General features: G+C 71.4%; 14 protein-coding genes. 6 read left to right on the plus strand and 8 right to left on the minus strand.

Going from position 1 to position 15679, the window contains the following annotated elements:
- Positions 1-23: 23 nt before the first annotated feature.
- The 3 genes from OG410_RS23910 to ccsB are packed head-to-tail and all read left to right on the plus strand — an operon-like array spanning position 24 to position 3718.
- The gene (locus OG410_RS23910) at positions 24-761 is read left to right on the plus strand and encodes a cytochrome c biogenesis CcdA family protein (RefSeq protein ID WP_329304220.1); all 738 of its coding nucleotides are present in this window, start codon (positions 24-26) and stop codon (positions 759-761) included.
- Between the two features lie 3 nt (positions 762-764).
- A complete protein-coding gene (gene resB / locus OG410_RS23915) occupies positions 765-2603 on the plus strand; it encodes a cytochrome c biogenesis protein ResB (protein WP_329301075.1) in 1839 nt (612 codons plus the stop codon).
- On the plus strand, positions 2600-3718 hold the full coding sequence (gene ccsB / locus OG410_RS23920; RefSeq protein ID WP_329301076.1) for a c-type cytochrome biogenesis protein CcsB: 1119 nt from the start codon (positions 2600-2602) through the stop codon (positions 3716-3718). Before resB ends, ccsB begins: the two co-directional genes overlap by 4 nt.
- Before the next feature lie 79 nt (positions 3719-3797).
- Here the strand turns inward: ccsB and OG410_RS23925 are convergent, their stop codons facing one another.
- The 6 genes from OG410_RS23925 to OG410_RS23950 form a co-directional block, all read right to left on the minus strand.
- On the minus strand, positions 3798-5342 hold the full coding sequence (locus OG410_RS23925; RefSeq protein ID WP_329301077.1) for an ABC transporter substrate-binding protein: 1545 nt from the start codon (positions 5340-5342) through the stop codon (positions 3798-3800).
- A complete protein-coding gene (locus OG410_RS23930) occupies positions 5342-7462 on the minus strand; it encodes a hypothetical protein (RefSeq protein WP_329301078.1) in 2121 nt (706 codons plus the stop codon). Before OG410_RS23930 ends, OG410_RS23925 begins: the two co-directional genes overlap by 1 nt.
- 136 nt (positions 7463-7598) lie before the next feature.
- Positions 7599-8594 (minus strand): isopenicillin N synthase family dioxygenase, encoded by a 996-nt coding sequence (locus OG410_RS23935; protein WP_329304221.1) that lies wholly within the window; start codon positions 8592-8594, stop codon positions 7599-7601.
- A 91-nt stretch (positions 8595-8685) separates the two neighbouring features.
- The gene (locus tag OG410_RS23940; RefSeq protein WP_329301079.1) at positions 8686-9144 is read right to left on the minus strand and encodes a nucleoside deaminase; all 459 of its coding nucleotides are present in this window, start codon (positions 9142-9144) and stop codon (positions 8686-8688) included.
- Positions 9145-9209: 65 nt separating this feature from the next.
- Entirely contained in the window at positions 9210-9875 is a 666-nt protein-coding gene (locus OG410_RS23945; RefSeq protein ID WP_329301080.1) for a class I SAM-dependent DNA methyltransferase, read from the minus strand.
- Between the two features lie 31 nt (positions 9876-9906).
- Positions 9907-10899 carry a quinone oxidoreductase family protein gene (locus OG410_RS23950; RefSeq protein WP_329301081.1) on the minus strand — a complete coding sequence of 331 codons (993 nt, stop codon included), beginning with the start codon at positions 10897-10899 and terminating at the stop codon, positions 9907-9909.
- Positions 10900-11067: 168 nt separating this feature from the next.
- On the opposite strand from OG410_RS23950, the gene OG410_RS23955 reads away from it, so the two are divergent.
- Entirely contained in the window at positions 11068-11403 is a 336-nt protein-coding gene (locus OG410_RS23955) for an ArsR/SmtB family transcription factor (RefSeq protein ID WP_329301082.1), read from the plus strand.
- Between the two features lie 60 nt (positions 11404-11463).
- Here OG410_RS23955 and OG410_RS23960 read toward each other — a convergent pair whose 3' ends face one another.
- Complete coding sequence (locus OG410_RS23960; RefSeq protein WP_329301083.1) at positions 11464-12921, minus strand: MFS transporter; 1458 nt, start codon at positions 12919-12921, stop codon at positions 11464-11466.
- 179 nt (positions 12922-13100) lie between these two features.
- Here OG410_RS23960 and OG410_RS23965 point away from each other — a divergent pair, with 179 nt between their 5' ends.
- Complete coding sequence (locus OG410_RS23965) at positions 13101-13748, plus strand: TetR/AcrR family transcriptional regulator (RefSeq protein WP_329304222.1); 648 nt, start codon at positions 13101-13103, stop codon at positions 13746-13748.
- A gap of 100 nt (positions 13749-13848) precedes the next feature.
- Entirely contained in the window at positions 13849-14889 is a 1041-nt protein-coding gene (locus tag OG410_RS23970; RefSeq protein WP_329301084.1) for a DMT family transporter, read from the plus strand.
- Here OG410_RS23970 and OG410_RS23975 read toward each other — a convergent pair.
- Positions 14774-15679, minus strand: coding sequence for a LysR family transcriptional regulator (locus OG410_RS23975; RefSeq protein ID WP_329301085.1), 906 nt, complete (start codon positions 15677-15679; stop codon positions 14774-14776). The genes OG410_RS23970 and OG410_RS23975 overlap by 116 nt on opposite strands.

Below are 15679 nucleotides of genomic sequence, written 5' to 3' on the forward strand. Positions count from 1 at the left end.
CGCACCTCGCCGCCTCGACCGGCATGAACACCACGGTCTACAGCGGCGCCCTGCTGCTCGCGCTGCCCATCGCCGTGCTCGGCGGGCTCGTCTCCTTCTTCTCGCCCTGCGTCCTGCCGCTCGTACCCGGCTATCTGTCGTACGTCACCGGGGTCAGCGGCACGGACCTGGCCGAGGCCAGACGGGGGCGGATGGTTGCGGGGGCCAGTCTGTTCGTGCTCGGCTTCACCGTCGTGTTCGTCTCCGGCGGGGCGCTGTTCGGATACTTCGGCTCGACGCTGCACGAGTACAACGGCATCCTCAGCAAGATCCTCGGCGCGCTGATGATCGCGATGGGCGTGTTCTTCATGGGGCTGATGCCCTGGCTCACCCAGCGCGAGTTCCGCTTCCACCGGAGGCCGGTGACCGGGCTCGCCGGGGCGCCGATACTGGGCGCGCTCTTCGGCATCGGCTGGACGCCGTGTCTGGGCCCGACACTCACCTCCGTCAACATGCTCTCCATGGACCAGGCGAGCGCCGGGCGCGGGGCCATACTGACCGTCGCGTACTGCCTCGGTCTGGGAGTGCCCTTCGTGCTCGCGGCGGTCGCCTTCCGCAAGGCGCTCGGCGCGTTCGGCTGGGTGAAGCGTCACTACACCTGGGTGATGCGGATCGGTGGCGGAATGATGATCGTGACCGGCCTGCTCCTGCTCACCGGTGCCTGGGACGGCATCGTGCAGCAGGCGCAGACCTGGTCCGACGGCTTCACGGTAGGGATCTGACCCATGAGCACGACCGACACCGGCAACACGTCCGAGTCCGCCGCGACGCCGGAGGACGACGGCACGCCGGACCCGGCGAGCACCAAGCGGCACATCGGGGTGAGCGCCGACGGCGAACTCGGCGAGGCCGGGTCGCAGTTGTCCACCGCGCCCGTGGAGACGGCGGTGCCCGGCTCCTTCGGCGGCGCGCGCACCCCCGGCGCCCTGGGACGGATCGCCTGGACCGGCCGCGAGGTCACCGGCTGGGTCCGCTGGATCTGGCGCCAGCTCACGTCGATGCGGGTCGCGCTGATCCTGCTCTTCCTGCTGTCGCTCGGCGCCATCCCCGGATCGCTGATCCCGCAGTCCGGCACCGACGCGGCGAAGGTGCAGGAGTTCAAGGACGCGCACAGTGCGCTCGGTCCGCTCTACGACCGGCTGGGCCTGTTCCACGTGTACAGCTCGGTGTGGTTCTCCGCGATCTACATCCTGCTGTTCGTCTCGCTCATCGGCTGCATCGTGCCCCGCACCTGGCAGTTCGTCGGACAGCTGCGCGGCCGTCCGCCGGGCGCCCCGAGGCGGCTGACCCGGCTGCCCGCGTACACGACCTGGCGCACCGCGGCGGAGCCCGAGCAGGTCCGCGAGATCGCGCTGAAGGTGCTCAGGCAGAAGCGGTTCCGGGCGCACGTCGACAAGGACGCCGTCGCCGCCGAGAAGGGCTACCTCCGCGAGACCGGCAACCTGCTCTTCCACATCGCGCTGATCGTGATGCTCGTCGCCTTCGCCTGGGGCCAGCTCTTCAAGTCCGAGGGCGACAAGCTGATCGTCGAGGGCGACGGCTTCTCCAACACGCTCCTGTCCTACGACGACTTCAAGTCCGGCAACCTCTTCAGCACCGACGACCTGACACCGTTCAGCTTCGACCTGAAGAACTTCACCGGCACCTACGAGCGGACCGGCCCCAACAAGGGCACCCCTCGCACCTACCAGGCGGCGATCACCTACAGCGAGGGCGCCTACGGCAAGGAGCGCAGCACCGTCGTCAAGGTCAACGAGCCGCTCGTGATCGGCGACACGAAGGTCTATCTGACCGCCCACGGCTACGCGCCCACCGTGACCGTCCGCGACGGCAAGGGCGACGTCGTCTTCCACAATGCCGTGCCCCTGCTGCCGCTGGACTCCAACGTCACCTCGCAGGGCGCCGTCAAGGTCATGGACGGATACAGGAACGCGCAGGGCAAGAGCGAACAGCTCGGCTTCTCCGCCTTCTTCGTGCCGACCTTCGCCGGGGCGGGCAAGGGCGACATGTTCTCCCAGTTCCCCGCGCTCGACTACCCGGTGCTCGCGCTGAGCGGCTTCCACGGCAGCCTCGGGGTCGACGCGGGCCTCCCGCAGAACGTGTACCAGCTCGAGACCGCCCACATGAAGCAGTTCAAGGATGCCAAGGGCGAGATCCTCAAGTCGCGACTGCGGCCCGGCGAGACGATGAAGCTGCCGGACGGCGCCGGTTCGATCACCTTCGACAAGGACATCAAGGAGTGGGCGAACTTCCAGGTCACCCAGCAGCCCGGCAGTGACTGGGCGCTGGCCGGGGCGTTCGCCGCGATCCTCGGACTCGCCGGTTCGCTGTTCATCCAGCGCCGCCGCGTCTGGGTGCGGGCGACCACCGGCGACGACGGTGTCACCGTCGTCGAGATGGCCGGGCTCGGCCGCAGCGAGTCCGCGAAGCTTCCCGAGGAGCTCGGCGACCTGGCCGCGCTCGTGCACGAACAGGCACCCACCAAGCCCGACGAAGACGCGGCACCCACCGACGCCGACGCCGAACCCCCCGTACCCGCCGCTGAAGGGTCCAAGAAGCAGTGACGCTCGCCACCGCACACGACCTGGGCGCCGTGACCGAACTGGCCACCGCGACCAACGAACACCTCGCCAACATCAGCAACACGCTGATCTACTCCGCGATGGCCGTCTACACCCTGGCCTTCTTCGCCTTCATCGCCGAGTGGCTCTTCGGCAGCCGCAGCAAGGTCTCCCGCACCGCGAGCGCGCTCACCGCGGACGGCGCGAAGGCGGCCGCGGCCCCCGAGGTCACCGTGCGCAAGGCCGGCGGGACCACCGTGCTGGAGCGGCCGAAGGTCGTCACCCGGTCCGCGGCGGGCGCGCGGGACGTGCCCGACGGGCCCGGCGCGCACGGCGGGGACGAGCAGGGCGACCTCTACGGGCGGATCGCCGTCTCCCTCAGCGTGCTGGCCTGGGGCGTGGAGGCGGCCGGAGTGCTCGCCCGCGCCATGTCGGTGCGGCGTGCCCCCTGGGGCAACATGTACGAGTTCAACATCACCTTCTCCACCGTCGCCGTCGGGGTCTTCCTCGTCCTGCTCGCGCTGAAGAAGAACGTCCGCTGGCTCGGCCTCCCGCTGATCACCACGGTCCTGCTCGACCTCGGTCTCGCGGTCACCGTCCTGTACACCGCGAGCGACCAGCTGGTCCCCGCGCTGCACTCGTACTGGCTGTACATCCACGTCTCGACCGCGATCCTGTGCGGCGCCGTCTTCTACGTGGGCGCCGTCGGCACCGTGCTGTACCTCTTCAAGGACTCCTACGAGAACAAGCTGGAGAACGGCGGAAAGCCCGGCCGGTTCGCCACCTCCGTCATGGAGCGGCTGCCCGCCTCGGCCTCGCTCGACAAGTTCTCCTACCGCGTGAACGCCGCCGTCTTCCCGCTGTGGACCTTCACGATCATCGCGGGCGCGATCTGGGCGGGCGACGCCTGGGGCCGCTACTGGGGCTGGGACCCCAAGGAGACCTGGGCGTTCATCACCTGGGTCGCCTACGCCTGCCACCTGCACGCGCGGGCCACGGCCGGATGGAAGGGCCGCAAGGCCGCCTACATCGCCCTGGTCGCCTTCGGCTGCTGGCTGTTCAACTACTACGGCGTCAACATCTTCGTCAGCGGCAAGCACTCCTACGCGGGAGTCTGACCCGCCCGGACGCGATACGGCCGGCCCCGGTGACCTGTGTGTCACTGAGGCCGGCCTTCGTCGTATGCGCGGCCGACGGCTAGGACGGCGGCAGGCACTGGGCAGCCGGTGGCCTGCCGTCCGGCCAGGCGATCTTCACGAAGCGGGCGCGGCTGTCGTGGGTCAGCTCCACGATCGGCACGGCCTTGTCGTACGGATTCCCGTGGACGTCCAGGCAGATCCACCCGCTCGCCCCGTTCACCCGGAGCTGGGCGCCCTTGACCTGGGGCCACTGGAGGCCGACGTCCGCGAGTGCGGGGATCCGCCCGGTCGGCGAGGCCCCGCGGATACCGCGCACCGCGAGCCGCATGGCGTCGTACGCGATGATCAGCTGGCCGTCGTCGAGGGCCACCGGGCCGATGGGGCCGACCGGCTCCCGCACGGCGTCGGCCAGGAGCCGCCCGAGCACCTTCGCGTCGGCCGCGCTGCCGCCGGTCCGCGCGCCGTCCTTCGGCCAGGCGTCCGGATGGGCGAGGGCCGTGTAGCGCACGGTCAGCAGCGGGTCCTTCAGAGCGGCCGGGTCGAGGTCCTTGTCACCCGCGAGGTACGAGCCCTCGTCGCCGGTGAGTACGGTGAAGCGGCGGTCGGAGCAGCCCCGGGCGCCCAGCGCGTTGATGAACTGCCGCAACTGGGTGTGCCGGCCGGCGAACAGGACGGTGTTCGTGGTCTTCGGCGTGTTGCACAGGATGTTGGCGATCTGCGCGAAGACGTTGGCGGTGCTGCCCTCCTTGCTGCGGTCGGCGGGCGGCGTGAACGGCTGGGCCTCGGAGCGCGCGCCCTTGAGCATCTTCTCGAACGAGGCCTGGAGCGTGCGCGTGTAGGGGTCGCCGGTCCGGTCGTAGACCAGGAAGGCGTTGACCGCCGACACCTTGGCGAAGGAGGCGAGGGCGCGCGCCTCGTCGGTGTTGGTGGGGGAGACACGGGCGAGCCCCGGGAAGGGGTCCTTGCCGCCCTGCCCGTTGGCGAGGCTGTCGGCGGTGATCGAACTCCCTATCACCGGGATGCCCCGCCGGGTGAGCTCCGCGACCGCCTTCTTGTTGTTGTCGGTGCTCACCCCGACCCCGGTGACCGCGCGCAGCCGGTCCGGGCCCTTGGCCATCCGGTCGAGCTGGTCGACGGTGTGCCGCCAGGAGGCGCCGGTGGCACCGGGGTTGGCGAGCACGAGCCGTATCTTCGGCTTCAGCCCGGTCGTGTCGTGGTTGGCCTGGTACTGCGCCAGGTAGGCGCCCTGGAGTTCGTGAAGGACGTCGGCGAGGTTGTCGGCGTCGGTCGCGGTGAAGGGTTCGAGCAGGGCGACGGTGACGTAACTGCCGTGAGCCAGACGGTGGTTCTCGCGGTCGATCGCCCGCACGGTCTCGGTGAACCGCGACCGCCCGAAGGTGTACGCCGTCCAGGAGACGCCCACGCACTCGTCACCGTCCTTCGGCTGGACGACCCCCGGCGCGCACGACCGGTCCACCTTCGCCGCCGTCATGCCGCCCCAGACACCGAGGCCCACGAGGGCGGCGGCGAGGGTCAGCGCGACATACCTGCGGAAACGAATCTCCCAGATGTCCTCGCGCAGCCACACCCATAAGCGAGCCATCACCGTCCTCCGTCCTCGTCGTCCGGGACGCGCAGCGGCCGGCCGGCCAGGGCGTCGGCGGGCCAGTCCCGCGAGGCCCGCCACAGCAGGGCGTTGCCCGCGGGCCGCAGGTTCGAGAGCTGCTCCAGCTCGAAGCGCAGCCGCTCGGCCACCCTCGGCTCCGGCAGTACCAAGGGGTCGGTGAGCTGCCACACCGCGTGCAGCAACCGCCGTACCCGCAAGTGCAGTACGGGGTCCACGCCCTCCGGCGGCCGGTGCGCGGCGTCCGTGCGGCCGAGGGCTACGGAGGCGCGGTGGTCGTGGCCCTCGAAGTCGCGGCCGTCCGGATCATGGGCGTGGTAGTAGGGCGCGGAGGCGATGAAGAGCAGTGCGGACAGCCAGCCGCGGGTGTCGGATCGGGGGAAGGTGTCGCGCAGATGCGCCACCGCGAAGTCCGCCTTCCCGAGGGCGAGTTCGTGGTGCAGCCGATAACGGTCGCTGTCGGCCGGGGCCGACTCGCCCAGGTCCTGGTAGTGGTCGACGAGGGCGCGGTGCACCGCCCGCCATCCCTCGTGGTCCGCGTCGTCGTGGTGCAGCCGCAGCAGCAGGAGCGCGCGCAGGAACGGGTCGCCGACGAACTGTCCGGCCGCCGTCGCCCAGCCCTCCGATGCGAGCCGTTCCTCCAGGTCCAGGACGCCGGACGCGCCGAAGTCCTCCGGAAGCCGCGACTGGGCGAGGGAGCACGCCGAGTCGCGGTCGTGGGCCGCGGCCAGCACGGTCAGCTCGTCGAGGCGGCCGCCGGGGACGAGCCGGCCGAGGAGCTCCTGGTAGGCGGGGCGGCCGGCATGGTCCTCGTGCGGGGCGATGTGGGCGGTCAGCAATGTGCCGAGCGAGTCGGCGCCTTCGGGCAGGTTCTGCCGGACCGAGGCGGCCAGCAGGGTGATGCCGAGCGGGCTGCCACCGGTCAACCGATGGGTGGCGTGCGGGAGTTGGGGCGGTACGGCGGTCGGGGCCGCGGGTCCGGCACCGAGGCCGCCGGACGTGGTGTCCATGATGTGCAGGGTGTCGTCCGGGGTCAGCGGCGGCAGCGGGACGAGCAGGGCGCGCGAGGACGGTGAGGTGCCGGGTCGCCAGCCGGTGGCCCGGGCCGTCTCGGGCAGGGTGCGGCGGCCCGCGTTGCGCAGCGCCGGATGCGAGTCGCCCCGGAGCGTGGCGAAGAAGACGGCCTGGTCCTTGATGCCGTCGGCGCGGTCGCGCAGGACCGGCTCCAGGAGTCCGAGGCCCGCGGGCTCCTGGACGTTGTCGATCAGCAGGACCGGGCGTCCCCGCCGGTGCGAGCGCTGGACGACGCCCGCGTAGGCGTCGTCGAGGTCGGCCAGCAGGGCGCGTACGAGATGGCGTTCGGCGTGTCTGCGGGAGTCGCCGCCCGCCCGGAAGTGCCGGGAGAGCAGGATCAGCGCGAGCTTGGGGCTGCCGCCCGCGTTCGGGTAGTCCCGGTACCAGGTGGTGGCCCTGCGCAGCCGGCGGTGGGCCGGGGAGACGCCTTCCGTGAAGGCCTCCAGGGTCGCCTCGATGATGGGCTCCACCACGGGGCCGGTCCCGCTCATGGACGCGACGAGCTTGGAGATCACCTTGCTCACCCAGCGTCCCGCGAATCCCGACAGCCAGGACTCGGTCTCGCTCAGCAGCAGGATGCGCTCCGCCTCCTGCCGGATGCGGGGCACGTCGCGGTCGCTCCAGCCGCCCGCCGCCACGGCCAGCAGGCCGGACGACAGCCGCGGGAAGCCGATGCGTCCGGCGCCCTTCACCGGTTCGGCGAGCTGTTCCGCGGCCGTCGTGAGCGCCTGCGCCACCGGTGACCAGGACTCGGCCGGACGGTCCGGGGGCGGCGCGGCGAACTGCCGTTCCTCGCCGTCGATCAGGGCGACCGGGGTGTGACCGCGGTAGGCCTCGCGCAGGGCGAGGAGCACGGCGGTCTTGCCCAGTCCCCGGCCGCCCGTGAAGATCACGAAGGGCGGTTCCCCGGGGTGTTCGTACGGTGTGGCGCGCAGCTGGTACGGACGCAGGCCGACCAGTCGTGACGCGAGTCCGGGCGGATCGGTGTCGAACAGCGCCCCCCGGCCGTGCAGCCCTGTGTGCACCGCATCTCCCCCTGGTCCGCGGTCCGGCTCATTCCATATGTGCTGCTGTGAGGTGTATCAACAACAGTTTAAGAAGGGGGGGTTGGTTCGGGATAGGCCATCCGGTGTCCGTTCAGTTACGAAAACGTTCAGCCGTTCAACCGACAGTGATCGAATCGAGTTTCCTGCGCAGGTATACGTGGGAATCCACCGGTTCGTGCACGACCCGGCCGACCGGGGCGGGCACCGACTCGACCAGCGTTCCCGGCGTGCACTCACCGAAGTACACGAGCGAGATCAGCTCCTCGGCGGGCGCGTCGGCCGGCGGCGGCAGCACCCGGTGCCGTCCCGAGCGCCAGCGGTCGCCGGTCCAACGGGCCATGAGATCACCGATGTTGATCGTCAGCGCCGCCGGGTCGAACGGAGCGTCCTGCCAGCCGTCCGCGTCCGTGAACACCTGGAGCCCGCCCTTGCCGGCCTGCCGGTCGAGGATGGTGACGGTGCCGAAGTCGGTGTGGGGCCCGATGCGGAACTGGCCCGGCTCGGGCTCGCCGACGACCTCCGTCCCCGGGTACCAGTTGATGTTGAAGCCGTACGTCGGATGGTCCATGTGGCGGGTGAAGAAGTCCGGTCCGAGGCCGAGCGCCTCGCCGAGCAGCTCCAGAAGCTCGTTCTCCAGCCGGGCCATCCCGGCCAGGTACTCCTCGCAGAGTGCCCGCAGCGAAGGGGCCTCGGCGGGCCAGACGTTCGGCGCGTACCACTCCGCGTTGGTCTCCGGGTCCTCGAACGGCTCGTGCGTCGCGAACGTCAGCGACTCCTTGAGGTCCGGCGGGGTCTTCGTGCCCTCCGCGTAGCCGTTGGCCTCGGCGCCGGGCCCGAGCCAGCCGCGCCCGCCGACCCGGGCGGCGTACGGCTGCTTGGTCCCGGCGGGCAGCGTGAAGAAGGCGCGGGCGGCTTCCCGCAGGCCGCGGCGCAGCTCCGGGTCCACGCCGTGGCCGGTGACGAGCAGGAACCCGGCGGTTCGCAGGGCGTCGTCGACGGTGCGGGCGACGGCGGCGCGGGCGGTGGGGTCCCCGGAGAACCAGGGCCGTAGATCGATGGTGGGGATGCCGGGAGCCGACGGGTGTGCGGAGCCCGGGGCGGCGCCGGGGATGCCGGGAACCGGCGGGTGTGCGGGTCCGGCGGTTGTGGCCGTCGCCGTCCCCGGGGGATCCGCCGGGGTGTCCGCCTGGGTGTTCGCCGGGTCATTCACCGATGTCCTCGTTCCAAAGGGCCGGGTTCTTCTCGATGAAGTCGCGCATCAGCGCGGTGCACTCGGGATCGTCGAGCAGCACGATCCCCACGCCGTGCTCGGCGAGCCAGTCGTGGCCGCCGTGGAAGGTGGCCGCCTCGCCGACGACCACCCGGGAGATCCCGAACTGCCGGACCAGCCCGCTGCAGTACCAGCACGGCGACAGGGTGGTCACCATGGTCGTGCCGCGATACGTCCGCTGCCGTCCCGCGTCGCGGAAGGCGGCCGTCTCCCCGTGCGCCGAGGGGTCGCCGTCCTGGACGCGGCGGTTGTGGCCGCGGCCGAGCAGGGTGCCGTCCGCGCCGTACAGCGCGGCCCCGATGGGGATACCGCCCTCGGCGAGCCCGGCGCGCGCCTCCGCCAGGGCGGTCGCGAGCCACGCGCGGGCCTGTGCCTGATCGATGCGCTCCATGCCTCCACTGTCCCCCGGGCCACCCTTCCGCGTCGCCGGAACGCGAGGGCGCGTCGGGGAAGCACTCAGAGAACCGTCGCGGCCGACAGCGGATCTCCGGTCCTGCGGGCCAGGATGAAGGCCTGCGGGGTCTTCTCCGGGGCCTCGGCCTCGCGGACGAGGCGGGCGACCTCGGACAGGCCCGCGTTCCGCAGGAGTCCGGCGACCCGCTCGGGTGGGAATCGGTGGACGTCGAGGTCGACGTCATGGCCGTAGGCATGCTCCAGCCGGACCTGTTCGTCGCCGACCTTGAAGGCGATGAGCAGATGGCCGCCGGGGGCGAGGACGCGGTGGAACTCGGCGAACATCAGCGGCAGTTCGTCGATCGGGGTGTGCACGGTGGAGTACCGGACGAGGGCTCCGGCGAGGGAGCCGTCGGCGAGGTCGAGGTCCGTCATCGTGCCCACCGAGAAGCGGAGATGCGGATACTCCCCGCGGGCCACCGCGACCATCCCGGGCGACAGGTCGATCCCGAACGCGTCGAGCCCGAGCTTCTCCAGATGGACGGTCACGCGGCCGGGCCCGCACCCGAGGTCCGCCACGGCCCCGCCCCCGCCGGCCCGCACCCGCTCCGCGAACGCCGCCAGCATCGCCAGGTCCAGCGGTCCGCCCAATTCGTCCTTGAGCAGCTCGGCGTAACTGGCGGCGACGGTGTCGTAGGAGGTGCGGGTGGCGTGCAGGCGAGTCGTCATGGCGGCGAAGGGTAGACCGGGGGTCTGACACTCACGGCCGTGACCGATCCGAATCCGCCACCCGCAGCAGCAGCTTGCCCGTGCTGGTTCGCGAGCCCATCAGCGCGTGCGCCTCCGCGGCCGCCTCCAGGGCGAACTCCGCCGTCACCGGCAGGGTCACCGTGCCGTCGGCCACCGTCTCGAACGCGCGCGAGGCGATGTCGCGGAGGGCGGCCGGGGCCGTCCGGGCCAGGCCGAGGATCGAGAACCCGGCGACCGACAGGCCGGTCGGGTAGAGCTCCGGCTGGCCCACCGTCCAGGGCTCCGCCGAGCTCGCGTTGCCGAAGGAGACCAGGCGTCCGAAGGGGGCGAGGGAGGCGAGGCTGCCTCGGAGGGTCTCGCCTCCCACCGGGTCCAGGGCCAGGTCCACCCCGCGGCCGGCACTCGTCGCGCGGACCTCGTCCTCGAAGGAGCCCACGAACACCTCGTCGTAGCCGTGGGCGAGGGCGTACTCGGCCTTCGGCGCGCTGGACACGACGCCGTACACCGCGCCCGCCCCGGCCGCCTTCGCCAGTTGGCCCAGCACCGTGCCCACGCCGCCCGCCGCACCCTGGACGAGCACCGTCTCGCCGGGCTGGAGCCGGCCCACCGTGTGCAGGAGTGCGTACGCCGTGGGCAGGACGGTGGGAAGGGTGGCGCCGGTGCGCAGTCCGACGCCGTCGGGCAGGGGGAAGACCGTCACGGCGTCGGCCACGGTCACCTCCGCGTACGCCCCGCCCTCCGTCAGCGCCGCGACCTCCTGGCCCACCCGCAGTCCGGTGACATCCGGGCCGACCGCCCGGATCCGGCCCGAGACCTCAAGGCCGGGCACGAACGGGAGACCGGGTACGCGGTAGCCCTCCGACCTCGCCTTGAGGTCGGCGAAGTTGACGCCCGCGTAGACCACGTCGACGCTCACCTGCCCCGGGCCCGGATCGGGGACCTTCGTCTCGGTGACCCGCAGGACCTCGGGACCGCCGTACTCCTGGAATTCGACCGTACGCATGGCACACCTCCGGCTGACGCCCGGCGGAACAGTCACGCTCGCCGTGGACTGTTCAACGAAAAGCGAACACTCGGGAGTGTATGGTTTTCATCGAACACTCGGCAAGCCGATCGCCGATCGCGAATCGCCCGTCGCGGAGTGCGGACCAGAGGTACCAGGGAGGCCGACGTGGCGGAGCGCACCAGTCACCGGGCGGCGCCCGAGCACACCCACCCCGACGAGGTCCCCGTGCCGGCCGCCCTCGCCGCCCTCGCCGATCCTGTGCGAATCCAGCTCGTCAGGGAACTGGCGGGGTCCGCCGAGTGGAGCCGCAGCTGCGGAAGTTTCGACGTGCCGGTCGGCAAGGCGGCTCTCAGTCATCACTTCTCCGTGCTGCGCGGCGCCGGTCTCGTCGAGCAGCGCGACGAGGGGCCCAAGCGGGTCAACCGGCTGCGCCGGGCGGAGTTCGACGCCCGCTTCCCGGGTCTCCTCGCGCTCGTCCTGCGCGAGGAGCCGCCCCGCTGAGCGGTCCCGGCGGCGGTCCCGGCCGAGCGGTGGCTATTCGGCAACCCCGGCTCGGACGTCTCAGGCGGGCTCTTCGGTGGCGTGGGAGTCGGTGAGGGTGAGTGCGCCGCCGGCCGCGATCAGGCCGACGACGACCGCCAGCACGGCGTAGGTGATCCGCTCGCCGTGGAAGAACGACGCCACCAGGGAGTCGCTCCAGGTGCCCGCGGGCAGCCGGGTGGTGACCAGCGCGGCGATGAGGGTGCCGACCACGGCGGTGCCGACGCTGCTTCCGACCTCCTGGGCGGTGTCGTTGAGCGCCGTGCCGATCGACGTGCGGTTGTCCGGCATCGCGTCGACGAGCGCGATGGCGCAGATCGTCATGACGGTGCGCAGTCCGACGGTCATCACGACCATGCAGACCGCGATGGCGCCGTAGCCGCGGTCGACGCCCCAGGACAGGCCCGCCAGTGAGCCGGCCAGGCAGGCCGAGCCGACCAGGCAGGCGATGCGGTGGCCGAACCTTCCCGCGAGCCACTCGGACAGGGGGGTCGCGACGATCATGGTCACGATGATCGGGAGGTTCGCCAGGCCGGCCCGTACGGGGCTCCACCCGTAGGCGTACTGGAAGTGGAGGATCAGCCCGAACATCACGGCGGCCATCGCGATGGCCGTGCCGATCTGCGCGATGGCGGCGCCGCGGACGGTGCCGTTCGAGAAGAGGCGGAGGTCCAGCATCGGCGACGCGCTGCGGCGCTCGTGCCACACGAACGCGATCCCCGCGGCGATGGCGCCGAGCACCGACGCGAGTGTGGTCGTGGAGAGCCAGCCGTGCTCGACGCCGCTGGTCAGCGAGTAGCAGGCGAGTCCGATGGCGGTGACGCTGAGGAAGGCGCCCGGCAGGTCGAGCTTGTCGTGGGTCAGGTCCTGCGGCCGGTCGGCCGGGACACCGAGACGGACGCCGATGGCCGCGATCAACGCGATCGGGGCGTTGACGACCAGGAGCCACTGCCACTGGAAGTGGGCCAGGGCGGTGCCGCCCAGCAGTGGGCCGAGGACGAAGCCGGACATGCCGACGACGATCATCAGGGTCATCGCGCGCATCCGCAGCGCCTTGTCGTCGAACAGCCGGAAGACCAGCGAGTTGGTGATGGGGGCCATCGCCGCCGCGGCGATGCCGAGGCCGGCCCGCAAGGTGATGAGCTGCCCCGCGGTGGTGACCGCGACGACGGCCAGGCTCAGCAGGCCGAACACCGCGAGGCCGGCCAGCAGCACACGTCGGCGCCCGAGCCGGTCGGCCATCGATCCCGCCGTCAGCAGCAGGCCGCCGAACGTCAGCGAGTACCCGCCGGTGACCCACTGCAGCGCGGTCGTGCTGCTGTCGAGATCCCGGCCGATCGTGGGCAGCGCGATCGAGAGCAGCGTGTTGTCGACCATCTCGACGAAGAAGGCCAGGCAGAGCGCGGCCAGGGGAATCCATGCCGCGCGCAGGGACGGATAGGTGCGCGACGCGGCGGGCGCTAGGGCGGTCGTGGTCATGGCGGGCCTCCTCTCGGAACGCCGTCGGCTATAGAACGACGTTCGACAATGGAACGTTGTTCGACCATAGAACGAGGTTCGATATTTGCGCAAGCTGTGATTGGATGGGTGTCATGACAGGCCCGCGACCACGACCCGCCGATCGCCCTTCCCGAGGACGTCAACGGGCCTCGCACTCCATCGACACCGTTCTCGGCGCGGCCGTGGCCCTGCTCGACGAGGCGGGCGAGCCGGCGCTGACCCTCCGCGCCCTCGCGACCCGGCTCGGCACCGGCGTCGGCAGCATCTACTGGTACGTCTCGGGCAAGGACGACCTGCTCGGCCGCGCCATCGACCACGTGCTCGGCGGGGTGCTGACCGCCGTCGAAAGGCAGACCGGCAGCGACGACCCGATCGACGACCTGCGCGTGATGGCCGTCACCCTGTTCGACGCGATCGTGGACCGGCCGTGGCTGGGCGCGCACTTCATGCGCGGCACCGACGTCCAGGGCAACTCGTTGCGGCTTTTCGAGAAACTGGGGCAGCAGACGCTTCGACTCGACCTCACGCCCCTGCAGCGGTTCCACGCCGTGTCGGCGATCGTGGGCGTCGTGGTCGGCAACGCCGCCGACATGGGGCAGGAGCCGCCCGAGGAGGTGCTCGACGGCTTCGTGGACCGCGACGAGTTCCTCGGTCGCTACACCGAGACGTGGCGTGCGCTCGACGCCCAGGAGTTTCCGTTCGTGCGCGACATCGTCGACGAGTTCGACGGGCACGACGACAAGGAGCAGTTCCTCGCCGCGCTGGACCTGACTCTGGCGGGCCTCCGCCTCCAGGCCGGAACCTGACGCCGCCTGCCCGTACGCATCGGCGGTGCCGATGGGGGCATCGGCAGGACGCCCCGGTGGGCCGTGGCCCGGCAGCGGGTCCCGCTCCTACCTTCGGGGCATGACCTCAGCCACCGCGGTCGAGAACAAGGGCATCGCCCAGCTCACCGCCGCCATGATGCTCTCCGGCACCCTCGGCGTCTTCGTCGTCGAGTCCGGGGCATCGCCCTTCAACGTCGTGTTCTTCCGCGTCCTGTTCGGCGCGCTCGCCCTCGGCGGCTACGCGCTGGCCCGGGGCTACTTCCGGGGCCACGGCTTCACCCCGCGCACGCTCGGACTCGCCGCGCTCGGCGGGGTGTTCATCGTCTTCAACTGGGTCCTGCTCTTCCAGTCGTACGAGAACACCTCGATCTCCGTCGCGACCGTCGTCTACCACACGCAGCCGTTCTACGTGGTGCTGCTGGGCGCCCTGCTCTTCCGCGAGCGGCTCACGGCCGCCAAGGTCGGCTGGATCGCCCTCGCCTTCGCCGGTCTCGTCCTCGTCTCGGGTGTCTCCCCGGCCGACTTCGCGAACGGCGGCTCGTATCTCACCGGCCTGGGGCAGGCACTCCTCGCAGCGCTCCTCTACGGGCTGTCCACCTTGGTCACCAAGCGCATCACGGGCGTACGGCCCCACCTCGTCGCGCTCGTCCAGGTCCTCGTCGGCATCCCACTGCTGCTCCCCTTCGCCGACTTCGGCGCGATGCGCGGGACCGGCGCGGACTGGGGCTGGCTGGCCGGGCTCGGAGTCGTCCACACCGGGCTGATGTACGTCCTGATGTACGCCGCGTACGCCAAGCTCCCGACCGCGAAGATCGCCGTGCTCGCCTTCACCTACCCGGCCGTCGCGATGGTCATGGACTGGGCGGTGTACGGCCACCACATCGGCCTCGTCCAGGCCCTCGGCGTCCCGCTGATCGTGACGGCCAGCCTGAAGGTGACGCTTCCCAGGAGCACCGGGAGCGCCAGGAGCATCATGGCCCGCCGGATCGCCGAGGCCGCTTCGGTCACCCCTGCGGGCCGGACTCCTCGGACACCAGTTGCCGGGCCCGCTCCACGAACAGCCGCGCATGGGACGGGAGCCGCTTCCCGGCTCGCCAGGCCAGTTGCGTCCAAAGCGTGAACGGCGGCTCCCAGTCCAGCCGTACGAGCTCGCCCCGCTCCAGTTCAGCGGCGACCGTCACCTCGGGCAGCAACGCGATCCCGAGGCCGGCCGCCGCTGCCCGTTTGGTCGCCTCGATCGTGCCGAACTCCGTGAAGTCGACGGGAGAGGCTTCCGGGGTGCGGGAGTTGAGCTCCCGCTCGAACAAGTCCCGGTAGGCGCAGCCGGGTTCGGTGGCGAGCAGGGAGTGGCCGGTGAGGTCGGCGGTGGCCGGTGCCGTGCCGGCGAGCGGATGACCGGGTGCGGCGACCAGCACGAGGGGTTCCTCCGCGAGCACCGCGACCTCCAGACCCGCGTGCTCGGTGTCCTCCTCCATCAGGAAGCCGACGTCGTACGTGCCCTGGTGCAGCGCCCGGCGGGTCTCGTCGCCGATGGTCGTGCGCAGCGACAGCCGCACCCCGGGATGGCGGTGGTGGAAGAACTCCAGGAGCGGCAGCAGCCGGTAGGAGGTGAGGGACTCCATCGTGCCGACGGTGAGCGCGCCGGAGGGCTCCTCGGCGCCGACGACCGCGGCCCGCGCCTCCTCCGTCAGCTCGATGATCTGCCGGGCGTAGGGCAGCAGCCGTTCGCCCGCCTCGGTCAGCCGGATCCTGCTGCCCAGCCGGTCGAAGAGTTCCGTGCCGAGCGAGGATTCCAGGGCGCGGATCTGGCCGGTCACACTGGACTGCGCGTACGCCAGCTCGGCCGCGGCCCGGGTGAAGCTCAGCACGGTCGCGACCTTCTCGAAGGTCACCAGCAGGCGCAGTTCCAT

Source organism: Streptomyces sp. NBC_00659 (assembly GCF_036226925.1).
Taxonomy (GTDB): Bacteria; Actinomycetota; Actinomycetes; order Streptomycetales; family Streptomycetaceae; genus Streptomyces.